10 protein-coding genes are annotated in these 13,588 nt (G+C 60.9%); 6 read left to right on the top strand and 4 right to left on the bottom strand.

What is annotated here, in order from left to right:
* Positions 1-70 precede the first annotated feature (70 nt).
* The 4 genes from WA845_RS05670 to WA845_RS05685 all read right to left on the bottom strand — a co-directional run bounded on the left by WA845_RS05670 (position 71) and on the right by WA845_RS05685 (position 6,449).
* The gene (locus WA845_RS05670) at positions 71-997 is read right to left on the bottom strand and encodes a response regulator transcription factor (protein ID WP_004443339.1); all 927 of its coding nucleotides are present in this window, start codon (positions 995-997) and stop codon (positions 71-73) included.
* Positions 994-4,389, bottom strand: a complete 3,396-nt coding sequence (locus WA845_RS05675) for an ATP-binding protein (RefSeq protein ID WP_112557347.1) — start codon at positions 4,387-4,389, stop codon at positions 994-996. Before WA845_RS05675 ends, WA845_RS05670 begins: the two co-directional genes overlap by 4 nt.
* 31 nt (positions 4,390-4,420) lie before the next feature.
* Complete coding sequence (locus tag WA845_RS05680) at positions 4,421-5,191, bottom strand: SDR family oxidoreductase (protein ID WP_112557345.1); 771 nt, start codon at positions 5,189-5,191, stop codon at positions 4,421-4,423.
* Between the two features lie 223 nt (positions 5,192-5,414).
* Complete coding sequence (locus WA845_RS05685) at positions 5,415-6,449, bottom strand: glutamine synthetase beta-grasp domain-containing protein (RefSeq protein ID WP_006700347.1); 1,035 nt, start codon at positions 6,447-6,449, stop codon at positions 5,415-5,417.
* A 481-nt stretch (positions 6,450-6,930) separates the two neighbouring features.
* Between WA845_RS05685 and WA845_RS05690 the strand changes: the two genes are divergently transcribed.
* The 6 genes from WA845_RS05690 to urtE all read left to right on the top strand — a co-directional run bounded on the left by WA845_RS05690 (position 6,931) and on the right by urtE (position 13,487).
* Complete coding sequence (locus WA845_RS05690; RefSeq protein WP_162719335.1) at positions 6,931-7,137, top strand: DUF2735 domain-containing protein; 207 nt, start codon at positions 6,931-6,933, stop codon at positions 7,135-7,137.
* Between the two features lie 328 nt (positions 7,138-7,465).
* Positions 7,466-8,755, top strand: coding sequence for an urea ABC transporter substrate-binding protein (gene urtA, locus WA845_RS05695; RefSeq protein WP_004443324.1), 1,290 nt, complete (start codon positions 7,466-7,468; stop codon positions 8,753-8,755).
* A 273-nt stretch (positions 8,756-9,028) separates the two neighbouring features.
* Positions 9,029-10,642 carry an urea ABC transporter permease subunit UrtB gene (urtB, locus tag WA845_RS05700; RefSeq protein WP_112557341.1) on the top strand — a complete coding sequence of 538 codons (1,614 nt, stop codon included), beginning with the start codon at positions 9,029-9,031 and terminating at the stop codon, positions 10,640-10,642.
* Positions 10,639-11,802, top strand: coding sequence for an urea ABC transporter permease subunit UrtC (gene urtC, locus WA845_RS05705; RefSeq protein ID WP_112557339.1), 1,164 nt, complete (start codon positions 10,639-10,641; stop codon positions 11,800-11,802). The genes urtB and urtC overlap by 4 nt, the downstream gene beginning before the upstream one ends.
* A 4-nt stretch (positions 11,803-11,806) precedes the next feature.
* Complete coding sequence (urtD, locus tag WA845_RS05710) at positions 11,807-12,568, top strand: urea ABC transporter ATP-binding protein UrtD (RefSeq protein WP_004443315.1); 762 nt, start codon at positions 11,807-11,809, stop codon at positions 12,566-12,568.
* Positions 12,569-12,791: 223 nt separating this feature from the next.
* Positions 12,792-13,487 (top strand): urea ABC transporter ATP-binding subunit UrtE, encoded by a 696-nt coding sequence (gene urtE / locus WA845_RS05715; protein ID WP_063948236.1) that lies wholly within the window; start codon positions 12,792-12,794, stop codon positions 13,485-13,487.
* Positions 13,488-13,588: the final 101 nt, after the last annotated feature.

The following is a 13,588-nucleotide window of genomic DNA, read 5'->3' on the forward strand; positions in this document are numbered from 1 at the left end:
GTTCAACAAGCAGAATTTGCGTATTTGAGCGGGAATGTGTCGGAAGAGCCTACCATAATTTGGCGAGCCGTCACCCCTGATGCAGAATATGCGCCGCCTTGACCGCGGCAGAGGCGCGGTTCTCCACGCCGAGCTTCACATAGATCTGTTCGAGATGCTTGTTCACCGTCCGGGCCGACAGGCCGAGAATATCGCCGATATCGCGGTTGGATTTGCCCTTGGCGATCCACAAAAGCACTTCCGATTCCCGCGTGGTCAGCGCGAAATGCTCTTTCAGAAGGTGGTCATCCGACTTTTCGTTGGCGGCGGTCAGGCGAAACAGATGCTCATCCGGACCCATCGCGCCGAGGAAGGAGAGCTGCAAGGCCGGGCGTCCGGCCTGGGTGATCGTCAGCGGTGCATCGCGACCGGTTTCGGAGGCCGCCCTTTCGCCAAGCCAGCGGCCGATATGGCTGACGACGATTTCCATGCCATCATCCCGGCCGGTCGCAGCGTTGACAAGCCGTGTTGCCTGGGGTGTTGACCAGTGGATGGCTCCATTGGCGCGCACGGCAAGCAGATGTCGGCCGGCGGCGTCAAGCGCCACGCGGGCGCTTTGCGCGGAACGGGCATTGGAAAGATGCACGCGTATGCGGGCGCGCAGCTCGTCGATATTGATCGGCTTGGTCAGATAATCGACGCCACCGGAGTCCAGCGCCCGCACCACATGTTCGGTCTCGGTCAGTCCCGTCATGAAAATGACGGGCACCTGCGCTACCGCCGCATTGGCCTTCAGGCGGCGGCAGGTTTCGAAACCGTCCATGGTGGGCATGACGGCGTCGAGCAGGATGATATCGGGCGTGATGCGTTCGGCAATGTTGAGCGCGGCCTGTCCCGATGTGGCGATGAGGGCGGAAAAGCCGGACTGTTCGAGCGCGTCGGTCAGGAATCCCAGCGCTTCCGGGCTGTCATCCACCAGCAATACGATGTCTCTCGGGGCCGCCGCCTGAGCGCTCATGCCTTGAGGTCTCCCCTGTCACTGTCTTCGAACCGCTTGAGAAAATGCGCGTAACCGGCCAGATCGAAAGCCTGCACATAGGCGCCGAGCTCCTGCGTGAAGGGCAGGTTTTCCGTGTTGCGGGCAAGATCGGCGAGTTTCGCTTCGATGCCGCGTATGTAGCCTATTTCGCCCAGCCGCTGCAAATCCTGGATGTGAATGGCTCCCGGATGGACGATCTCGGCGGGCGGCTGCGGCTCCGGCGCGGGCGGCAGGTCGGTATCGTAAATCCATTTCAGCCCGAGATGCACGGCGAGCCTGTCGCAGAGGTGGCGGATATCGACCGGCTTGGCGATGGCGTCGTTGTGATTGTCATCGCCGGCGCCCGCGACAGTGCCGTCGCCGATATTGGCTGAGAGCATGATGAGCGGGGCGGTCTGGCCCGCCTCGCGCAGTTTCGTCACCAGCTGCCAGCCGGTCATGCCGGGCATGGAAATATCGATGAGGAAAAGATCGGGCTTCACCCCTTCGATAAGGGTGAGGCATTCGGGGCCGGATTGCGCGGTCAGCACCACGAAATCAAGCGGCGACAGCACCTGCCGCATCAGCTCGCGGTGATCCTCGTTGTCATCGACCACAACGATGGTGCGGCGTGGACCGGAATAGGAGCGGATGGTCTTTTCCGGCGCTGGCGCCGTGTTTGGCCGGTGGACGGCGGATAGCATGAGGCGCACGCGGAAGGTGGAGCCTTTGTCCTTTTCGCTGGAAACGGAAATCTCGCCGCCGAGCGTATTGGTCAGAAGCCTTGTAATCGTCAGACCGAGGCCAAGCCCTGGCATCGGCCGCACGCTTTCGGCCTCGCCACGCTGGAAGGGTTCGTAGATGCGGGCGAGGTCCTTTTCCGCAATGCCGCGGCCGGTATCGGACACGGTGAAGCTCGCCACCTGGCTGCGATAACCGACATCGAAGGTGACGGCGCCATGATCGGTGAACTTGATGGCGTTGGAAAGCAGGTTCACGAGAATCTGGCGCAGCCGCTTTTCATCGGTTCGCACATATTGCGGCAGAGCCGGCGAGCGGTCGTGGCGGAATTCCAGCCCCTTGGCCTGCGCCTGCGGGCGGAACATATCGACGATCTGATCGAGGAAATCCTGAATGTTGATCTCGTTGGAATAGACCTGCAGGCGGCCCGCCTCGATCTTGGAAATATCGAGAAGCCCATCGATCAGACCCGAGAGGTGGTCGGCGGAGCGGCGGATGACCTTGATCGCCGATTGCCGGGGAGGGGGAATGGTCTCGTCGCGCTCGAGGATCTGGGCATAGCCGAGAACGGCATTCAGCGGCGTGCGTAGCTCGTGACTGAGGCCGACGACATAACGGCTCTTGGCGCGGTTGGCGGCCTCAGCCGTTTCCTTGGCGTCCTGGAGGGCCGCATCTGTCTTCTTGTGGGCGGCGATTTCCTTCAAGAGCAGCGTGTTCTGGCGGGAGGATTCCTCTTCCGCCACCACCCGGCTGTCATGGGCAAGGACGAGGAACCAGCAGACGATGCCGGCAATGACGGCGAAGACGAAAAACACGATGAGGATGGTGCGGTTCACCACATCTGCCGTTTCCGGCGAGGCGGTGCCGACCTGATGCGCTATCATGGCGAGAATGCCGCCAATGGTGGTGACGGCAATCGCCGCCGCCATGCCGTAGCGCCCGAGGCGGGTGGCGAGTTTTGCCACCAGCTGTCTCGGCAGGAAGGTCTTGGCGACGGTCGCGACCTGATAGTTCAGCTTCGCCTTCGGCTTGCACATGTCGTGGCAGCGGCTGTCCAGCGAGCAGCAGAGCGAACAGATCGGCGCGGCATAGGCCGGGCACCAGGCCATGTCCTCAGGCTCGAAAGGGTGCTCGCAGATCGAGCAGGTGATGCTGCTTTCTTCGCGCCACTGCTGGCGCGGCTTGCGGGCAAGGTAGAATTTGCCTTTGGTGCCCCAGGCAATCAGCGGCGAGGCGATGAAAGCGACGATGAGTGTGAGATAGGGCGCGAGCGAGGCGGCGAGCGGGCCGAAGGTGCCGAAATGCGCCATCAGCGCAATGGTGGCCGAAAGCGCCATGGAGCCGACGCCGACCGGGTTGATATCGTAGAGGTGGGCGCGCTTGAACTCTATGCCCGGCGGGGCAAGGCCGAGCGGCTTGTTGATGAAGAGATCGGCGGAGATGGTGCAGAGCCACGCCATGGCGATGATCGAGAAGATGCCGAGCGTTTCCTCAAGCAGCCGGTAGATGCCGAGTTCCATCAAGAGCAGCGCGATGGCCACATTGAACACCAGCCAGACGACGCGGCCGGGGTGGCTGTGGGTGAGGCGGGAGAAGAAGTTCGACCAGGCGAGCGAACCCGCATAGGCGTTCATGACATTGATCTTCAGCTGCGAGACGACCACGAAGGCGACCATCAGCAGCATTGCCGCCGTCTGGTTTGGGATCATATAACCGAAGGCGGTGAGATACATTTGCGCAGGATCGGCGGCGCGGTCGACCGAAACGCCGGAGCTGAAGGTCAGCACGACAAGGAACGAGCCGGCCAAGAGCTTCGGTACGCCGACGACAACCCAGCCCGCACCGGCCAGAAAGACGGCGAGGCGGTGGCGCAGGCGGCTTTGGCCTTCGGCGGGGAGGAAGCGGAGAAAGTCCACCTGTTCGCCGATCTGCGACATCAAAGCCAGAATGACGGCCGAGGCTGCGCCGAATTCCACGAGATTGAAATCCGCGATGGTGCCGGGCGGGCCGGATGCATGGTGAATACCGGCAAAGGCGCGCCAGAGATCGTATTTTTCCCAGTCCATCAAGGCGATGAAGATGAAGGGCAGGATGTTGAGGACGATCCAGAACGGCTGGGTGATGATCTGGAAACGGCTGATAAGCCGCACGCCATGGGTGACGAGCGGAATGACCATGACGGCGGAGATGATGTAGCCAATCCACAAGGGAATGCCGAGCGCCAACTCCAGCGCGCCGGACATGATCGACGCCTCGATGGCGAAGAGCATGAAGGTAAAGGCCGCGTAGATCAGCGAGGTAATGGTGGAGCCGATGTAACCGAAGCTTGCGCCGCGTGTCAGCAGATCGATATCGACGCCGTGGCGGATGGCATAACGGCTGATCGGAAGGCCGACGGCCAGCATGGCGACGGCGGCGACTAGGATGGCGTAAAAAGCGTTGGTGGTGCCGTAGGAGAGCGTGATTGCCCCACCGATGGCTTCCAGCGCCAGAAAGGAAATCGCGCCGATGGCGGTGTGGGAAATGCGGTTGGAGGAAAATTGCCGGGCGCTTTTGGCGGTAAAGCGCAGCGCATAATCTTCCAGCGTCTGGTTGGCGACCCAGCGGTTATATTCGCGCCTGACGGGGATGATGCGTTGCCGTGCCGCCATGCCTATTGAGCGCCTTTCCGCCCGCGGCCTTTCACAGGCGCACCGACATGCCGCCATCCACGGTCAGCACATGGCCGTTGACGAAGGAGGCCGCGTCGCTGGCCAGAAACAGGGCCGCACCGGCAATCTCGTCCGGTCTGCCCCAGCGCTCCAGCGGTACGCGCAGCTTGGCAAAGGCGACCATTTCAGGATTTTCGGCAAGGGCGGCGTTGGTTTCGGTGGCGAACATGCCCGGCGCAATGGCGTTGCTGGTGATGCCGCGCGCGCCATATTCCACGGCAATCGCCCGCATCAGGCCCGTCAGCCCCTGTTTGGCGACGGGATAGATCGCATCGCCCGGCCGCACGATGTGGCCAAGAATGGAGGTGATGGTGATGATGCGGCCATAGTCCTTTGTCGCCATGGCTTCCGCCGCATCCCGCGACAGGGAAATGGAGGAGGTGAGGTCGGTGCGGATCAATTCCAGAACGTCCTCATCGCTGAACTCGGACAGCGGGCGGCGGTCGCGCGCGCCGACATTGTTGACGAGAATATCGAGGTGGCCGAGTTCGCTCATGATGCGGTGGACCAGCGCCGCGCCGGCTTTGGTATCGGCAATATCGAAGGCGGCATAATCCGCCTTTCCGCCCGCTTCGCGTAGCGTGTCGACCGCCTGTTGCAACGTCTCGGCATTGCGGCCGGTCAGCCAGACATGGGCGCCAGCTTCGGCAAAGGCTTTGGCGATTTCAAAACCCAGGCCGCGGCCGCTGCCGGTGATGATGGCCGTGCGGTTTTCGAGAGAGAATTTGTCGAGAATGCCCATCGTTCACCTTTCTGCTCGAAAGCACATGGCCTGCTTTGAGGCACCGGGGCGAACCCTGTCCGGGTCAAGGAAGCGGCGATGCCATCGCTCAAAACCACGCAGATGCCTGCGCCGGGATGACTATGCCGCATATGGCGACGGGCGAAAGGTCACCTGTCCGCCTGGCCGTTCGGTGGACAGAAAAATGGCGTCGCCCGGTTCGGGCGACGCCATCAGTTGGATATCAGGCAGCAGCCGACTTTGCGAGCGGCACTTCCGCGATCGTCTTCAGAACGACGGAAGCGATCTGGTAAGGGCAGCCCTGCGAGTTCGGACGACGGTCTTCAAGGTAACCCTTGTAACCGTTGTTGACGAAAGAGTGCGGAACGCGGATCGACGCGCCACGGTCTGCCACGCCGTAGGAGAACTTGTTCCACGGAGCGGTTTCGTGCTTGCCGGTCAGGCGAAGGTGGTTGTCCGGACCGTATACGTCGATGTGCTCTTTCCAGTTCTTGGCAAAGGCGGCCATGAGGGCTTCGAAATATTCCTTGCCGCCAACTTCACGCATGTACTTGGTGGAGAAGTTGCAGTGCATGCCCGAACCGTTCCAGTCGGTGTCGCCGAGCGGCTTGCAATGGAATTCGACGTCGATGCCATACTGTTCGCAAAGACGCAGCAGCAGGTAACGAGCGATCCAGATCTGGTCGGCGGCGCGCTTGGAGCCCTTGCCGAAAATCTGGAATTCCCACTGGCCCTTGGCCACTTCGGCGTTGATGCCTTCGTGGTTGATGCCGGCTTCGAGGCAGAGATCAAGGTGCTCTTCAACGATTTCGCGGGCAACCGAACCGACGTTCTTGAAGCCGACGCCCGTGTAGTAAGGACCCTGCGGAGCGGGGTAACCCTGTTCCGGGAAGCCGAGCGGGCGGCCGTCCTGGTAGAAGAAGTATTCCTGCTCGAAGCCGAACCATGCATCTTCGTCGTCGAGGATGGTTGCGCGGCTGTTCGACGGATGCGGGGTGACGCCATCGGGCATCATGACTTCGCACATGACGAGCGCACCGTTGGAGCGGGCCGGATCCGGGTAGATCGCGACGGGCTTCAGAACGCAATCGGAGGAGTGGCCTTCGGCCTGCTGCGTGGAGGAGCCATCAAAGCCCCAAAGCGGCAGCTGCTCGAGTGTCGGAAATTCATCGAATTCCTTGATCTGGGTCTTGCCGCGCAGGTTGGGGACCGGCTTGTATCCGTCCAGCCAGATGTACTCGAGTTTGAACTTAGTCATTACGAACCTCTCATAGGTAACAATGCGAAGCCTTGAGGCCTCCCGCGGCTTTCACCACCGGAAGCGCATTCGCGTTCAAGGGCTGACCCCTTAGATGCATGCCGCGTGCCAGATTCGCGATATCCGGCGATTTTTTCGAAAAATCTTTCAGGGTCCGTTGGCGCAGGGCCTCTGGATTTCCTGCAGAGGGGCTTCTGTTGCGACGCAACAGAGTAAATCACCCCTCAAGTTTCATCATTGAATCCTGATAGATAGCCGGCGCCCGGCAGTCTTATGCGATGCTGCGATGCGGGAAATTCAATTGCGCGCGAGGGATTGGCATTTGCCCTAAAAACCAGCGCTTTCGGAATGGTTTTTCTTGTCGAAACCACTGTCTATGCCTATATTTTCCGCAACGTGATTTTTTTTTAATCAAAGGGAGCGAATCCGGCTTTCACGGGTTTGATTCCATGACCAAGTGCTTCGATGCAAACAGAGTGAGATGACCGAAATGGCGACTGGCTTTCATCGTGAGACGGCAACGATCTACCAATTCCCTGTTGGCGGGCGCGCTGGTGCGTCCAAGTTCCGCACTAATGGCTTGAGCGACCTCGAACGCGAGGCGAGAGAGCCGCATGTGGATTTCGGCTCCTGGTATCATGACGAGGCGATCCGGGACGAAGAGAGCGACCGCAAGCCGCATTCTTGATGTGAAACGTTGCCGCGCCTTTCTTCTCCCCGGCGGGGAGAAGGTGGCCGAAGGGTCGGATGAGGGGGCTAGCTCTCCGTATATCTCTGGCCTCACCCGCTCATCCGCTGCGCGGACTTCTCCCCGGCGGGGAGAAGAAACAAGCCGAGACCTCTCGGTCTACATAGGCCGCTCTGTCCGGTAGTCCCGTCCCCTGCACCTTTCGCCACCCCGACTACGTCAATTGACGTATACGGTTTCGCGCTTACGAGATCGATAGTCCCTCCAGCAGCGGCCGAAGATGCCGCTGAGCCTCCACGAGAGGCCAACAAGGAGAGGGGTCCTTCCGATGATGTTCCGCAAGACGCTCAGTGCCGCGCTGCTTGGCGCAATCCTGTCCACCACCGCCTTCCACGGCGCCTTCGCTGCCGATGACACGATTAAGGTCGGCGTGCTGCATTCTCTTTCCGGTACGATGGCCATTTCAGAAACCACGCTGAAAGACGCCATGCTGATGCTCATCGATGAGCAGAACAAAAAGGGTGGCGTTCTCGGCAAGAAGCTCGAAGCCGTCGTGGTCGATCCGGCCTCCGACTGGCCGCTTTTCGCCGAAAAGGCCCGCCAGCTGATTTCGCAGGACAAGGTCGCCGCCGTTTTCGGCTGCTGGACGTCCTCCTCGCGCAAATCCGTTCTGCCTGTGTTCGAAGAGCTGAACTCGATCCTGTTCTATCCGGTTCAGTATGAGGGTGAAGAATCCTCGCGCAACATCTTCTACACGGGTGCCGCCCCCAACCAGCAGGCCATTCCGGCCGTGGATTACCTTGCCAATACCGAAGGCGTCGAGCGCTGGGTTCTGGCCGGCACGGACTATGTCTATCCGCAGACCACCAACAAGATCCTGAAGGCCTACCTGATGTCGAAGGGCGTCAAGGAAGAGGACATCATGATCAACTACACGCCGTTCGGTCACTCCGACTGGCAGACGATCGTGTCCGACATCAAGAAATTCGGCTCGGCCGGCAAGAAGACCGCCGTTGTTTCCACCATCAATGGTGACGCCAACGTGCCCTTCTACAAGGAACTGGCCAACCAGGGCATCAAGGCTGAAGACATTCCGGTCGTCGCCTTCTCGGTGGGCGAAGAAGAGCTTGCCGGTCTCGATACCGCACCGCTCGTCGGTCACCTCGCCGCCTGGAACTACTTCCAGTCCGTTGATGCGCCAGTCAATGCCGAGTTCATCAAAACCTGGCACGCCTTCACTAAGAACGACAAGCGCGTAACCAACGACCCGATGGAAGCCGCCTATATCGGCTTCAACGCCTGGGTTAAGGCCGTGGAATCCGCCGGCACGACCGATACGGACAAGGTTCTCGACTCGATCATCGGCGTTTCCGTGCCGAACCTTTCGGGCGGTTATTCCACCGTCATGCCGAACCACCACATCACCAAGCCGGTGCTGATCGGCGAAATCCAGGCCGACGGCCAGTTCGAAATCGTGCAGCAGACACCGCAGGTGGTGGGTGACGAATGGTCGGATTACCTGCCGGACTCGAAGGATCTGATCTCGGATTGGAGAAAGCCGATGTCCTGCGGCAACTTCAACGTGGCGACCGGCAAGTGTGGCGGTAAGGGTAGCTGATTAGCGGGGGCGCTGTGATGGGCCGCTCCCTTAGTGGGGGCGGTTTTATCATTGGAAACTGAACAAGCATGCCCCCTCTGCCCTGCCGGGCATCTCCCCCACAGGTGGGGAGATCGGCAAGCGGCGAGGCCCCGCATTTCTCCTCCGTTGAGATGGAGCGATGCGAGCGCATCTTGCCGATCTCCCTCCTTGTGGGGGAGATGCCCGGCAGGGCAGAGGGGGTAAGCCGCATACTCCTCGCCAAAAATACACCGCTGCTCCAAGGAACCCGACATGACGATCCGATCTTTTCTCGGAGCCATCTTCCTCTGGCTCACCATGGGGATCGCCGCCCAGTCCCTCGCGCAGAGCGACCCAAAGGCGCTGATCGACCAGCTCGGCACGGCTGATTTCAAGCAGGCCGAAGTGCTGATCGGGCAGATTGCCGCCACTGGCGATGCGCGCGTGGTTCCGGCGCTGGAGGCATTTGCGGCGGGTGATCTCTACGTGCGCAAGTCAGACAATCTCGTCTTCATGACCAAGCCTGCCGGTTCCGATTTCACGCTGATCGACCCGCTGACGGGTGAAAGCGCCGGCTCGGCGCCGAAGGCGACCGTTACCAAGATCAGGGTGAACAATAATCTTCGCCGCGTCATCCGCGCCGCGATGGGCGGGCTGACGTTGCTCAGCCCGGAAAAATCCGTGCGGCTTGCGGCGGCTGACGCCGTCCTGAAAGCGCCAAGCGCTGAAAATCTCGAATTGCTGGAAGCGGCCATCGCCAAGGAAACCGATAAGGAGGTGCGGACCCGGATGGAGGAGGCGCGGGCCGTCTCGCTGCTCTCCTCCGGCCGCCCCCTTGAGGTGAAGAAAGAAGCGATCGCCACCATCAAGGCCCTTGGCGGGCGCGATGCGATCAGCATTCTGATGGCGGCGACGCCATCGGTCGATCCGAGCCTGAAACCGGATGTGGACGAGGCGATTTCCAGCATCGAGAGTTCCCTTGCCTTCTGGGATTACGCGCAGAATGTCTGGTACGGCCTGTCACTTGGTTCCGTGCTGCTGCTCGCCGCCATCGGCCTTGCCATCACCTTCGGCGTCATGGGCATCATCAACATGGCGCATGGTGAAATGGTGATGATCGGTGCCTATTCCACCTTCATGGTGCAGGAGTTGATCCGCAGTCATTTGCCCGGCCTGTTCGACTGGTCGCTGGCGATTGCCCTGCCGGCCGCCTTTCTGGTCACGGCCTGCGTCGGCCTCGTCATGGAACGCGGTGTCATCCGCTATCTCTATGGACGACCTCTGGAAACGTTGCTCGCCACCTGGGGCATCTCGCTGATCCTGCAACAGGGCGTGCGCTCCATCTTCGGCCCCACCAATCGGGAGGTCGGCAGCCCGAGCTGGATGTCCGGCTCCTTCAGCGTCGGTTATCTCAATTTCACCTGGAACCGGGTGTGGATCGTCTGTTTCTCGCTCTCCGTCTTCTTCGCGTTGCTGGTTCTCCTGAAGCGCTCCGCCTTCGGCCTGCAGATGCGCGCCGTGACCCAGAACCGCCGCATGGCGTCTTCCATGGGCATTCGCACGCCTTGGGTGGATGCCTTCACCTTCGCGCTCGGTTCCGGTGTCGCCGGGCTTGCGGGCGTCGCGCTGTCGCAGATCGACAATGTCTCTCCCAATCTCGGCCAGAGCTACATCATCGACAGTTTCATGGTGGTGGTGTTCGGCGGGGTCGGCAATCTCTGGGGAACGCTGGTAGGCGCCCTGTCGCTCGGCGTGCTCAACAAGTTTCTTGAGCCGACGGTGGGCGCCGTGCTCGGCAAGATCCTCGTGCTCGTTCTTATCATCCTGTTCATCCAGAAGCGGCCGCGCGGTCTCTTCGCACTCAAGGGAAGGGCGATCGAAGCATGATTACCGGCTTCCTCCTGCGCGCGCTCGATCGCCGCATTTCCATCGCCATCGGCATCATCCTTGCCATCGCCGTGCTGGTTCCCGCCTCCAACCTGCTGCTGCCAGCCGACAGCGCGTTCCGCATCCCGACCTATATCATGTCGATGCTCGGCAAATATCTGGCCTATGCGCTGCTGGCGCTCGCGCTTGATCTGGTCTGGGGTTATTGCGGCATTCTCTCGCTTGGCCACGCCGCCTTCTTTGCGCTCGGCGGTTATGCCATGGGCATGTATCTGATGCGGCAGATCGGCACGCGCGGGGTCTATGGCCATCCGGTGCTGCCTGATTTCATGGTGTTCCTCAACTGGAAGGAATTGCCGTGGTTCTGGCACGGCTTCGACATGTTCTGGTTTGCGGCGCTGATGGTGCTCGTCGTGCCGGGGCTGCTCGCCTTCGTCTTCGGCTGGTTCGCTTTCCGCTCGCGCGTCAATGGCGTTTATCTCTCGATCATTACCCAGGCGATGACCTATGCGCTGCTGCTTGCCTTCTTCCGCAACGACATGGGTTTCGGCGGCAATAATGGCCTCACCGATTTCAAGGATATTCTTGGGTATTCCGTGCAGGCGGATGGCACCCGCGCCGTGCTGTTTGCCATGACGGCCGTGATGCTGGCGCTCTCGCTTTTGATCGCGTCGGGCATCGTCAATTCCAAGTTCGGCAAGGTGCTGGTGGGTGTGCGGGATGCCGAAAGCCGGGTGCGCTTTCTCGGTTTTAGGGTGGAAAACATCAAGCTCTTTACCTTCGTCGTTTCGGCGATGATGGCGGGGATTGCCGGTGCCCTGTTCGTGCCGCAGGTGGGCATCATCAATCCCGGCGAATTTTCGCCTGCCAACTCCATCGAAGTGGTGGTGTGGACGGCTGTCGGCGGGCGCGGCACGCTGGTCGGGCCGATCATCGGCGCGGTGCTGGTCAATGGCGGCAAGAGCTATTTCACTGGCGCGTTCCCGGAATTCTGGCTGTTTGCGCTCGGCGGTCTCTTCATCGCTGTCACGCTGTTCTTCCCCAAGGGCATCGTCGGTACCGTGCAGCATTATCTGGCCGGACGGCGGGAAAAGCGGGTTGCAAGCGCGGCGCGTGAGGCTGGCAACAACAGCGCGGTTGCGCAACAGGCGGCGGAGTAAGCCCATGAACACGGTTTCTGAAAACAGAGCGAAAAGCCTGCTTTATCTCGATGGCGTTTCCGTTTCCTTCGATGGGTTCAGGGCGCTGAATTCCCTCTCCTTCGTGGTGGAGCCGGGCGAGCTTCGCGCCATCATCGGCCCGAATGGTGCTGGCAAAACGACGATGATGGACATCATCACCGGCAAGACGCGACCGGACACGGGCACGGTTCTCTTTGAAGACAGTATCGACCTCACCAAGAAGGATGAGGCCGACATCGCCCAGCTTGGCATTGGCCGGAAATTCCAGAAACCGACGGTGTTTGAAAGCCATACCGTGTGGGACAATCTGGAACTGGCGCTGAACCGCAAGCGCGGCGTGTTCGCAACCCTGTTCTACCGGCTGACGGAAGAAGACAAGGCGCGCATCGAGGAAATCCTCGCCACCGTGCGGCTTGGCCACCGCCGCGGCGATCTCGCCGCCAATCTCTCGCATGGGCAGAAGCAGTGGCTGGAAATTGGCATGCTGCTCGCACAGGAGCCGAAGCTTCTCTTGGTGGACGAGCCGGTGGCGGGCATGACGGACGCCGAGACGGCTGAAACCGCGGTGCTCCTGAAGGAAATCGCCAAGACGCGTTCGGTGGTGGTGGTTGAGCACGATATGGGCTTCATCCGCGAGCTGGGGGTGAAGGTGACGTGCCTTGCCGAAGGCTCGGTGCTGGCTGAGGGGTCGATCGACTTCGTGTCGAGCGATCCGAAGGTGATCGAGAATTATCTGGGGCGGTGATGGTGGTGTTTGCGTTTGCGTTTGCCGTGACCGTACCCCCCTCTGCCCTGCCGGGCATCTCCCCCTCAAGGGGGGAGATCGGCAAGTGGCTTACACTGCGCCTGATCGCTCCCTCTCGATGGAGTGGGTGGGTGCAGCATCTGATCTCCCCCCTTGAGGGGGAGATGCCCGGCAGGGCAGAGGGGGGTAGCGCCGCCCACCATACCGTCATTGGAGTTTCACCATGCTGACAGTCGACAACATCAACCTCCACTACGGCGCAGCGCAGGCGCTCCGCGGCGTGTCGCTGAAGGCCGAGATGGGCAAGATCACCTGCGTTCTCGGCCGCAACGGCGTCGGCAAAAGTTCGCTGCTGCGGGCCGTGACCGGCCAGCAGGCCACCAGCGCCGGCACGATCCGTTTCGGTGATGCGGCGCTTGACGGGCTGGCACCTTACCAGCGGGCAAAACGCGGCGTCGGTTACGTGCCGCAGGGGCGCGAGATTTTTCCGCTGCTCAGCGTGCAGGAAAATCTGGAGAGCGGTTATGCGCCGCTGTCGCGCAAGGAGCGGTTCATCCCGGATGATATTTTCAGCCTGTTTCCGGTGCTGCAGACCATGCTGTCGCGCCGCGGCGGCGATCTCTCCGGCGGTCAGCAACAGCAGCTTGCCATCGGCCGGGCGCTGGTGACGCGGCCGAAAATCCTCGTTCTCGACGAGCCGACCGAGGGCATCCAGCCGTCGATCATCAAGGATATCGGCCGGGCGATCAAATATCTGCGCGATTCCACCGGCATGGCGATTTTGCTGGTTGAGCAATATCTGGATTTCTGCCGCGAACTTGCCGACTACGTCTACATCATGGACCGCGGCGAGATCGTGCATGAGGGGCTGGCAGAAACGCTGGATACGCCGGAAGCGCGGCGGCATTTGACGGTGTAAGGCTTCGCGCACCGATCACGGCATAAAAATGGTCGATTAATATTTTGAAAGTCTATGCGCCTGCGCATGGCTTTCATGCGTAATTTTAGCGTTTCATTAAG

The sequence above is a fragment of the Agrobacterium sp. CMT1 genome (assembly GCF_037203725.1).
GTDB classification, from domain to species: domain Bacteria; phylum Pseudomonadota; class Alphaproteobacteria; order Rhizobiales; family Rhizobiaceae; genus Agrobacterium; species Agrobacterium pusense.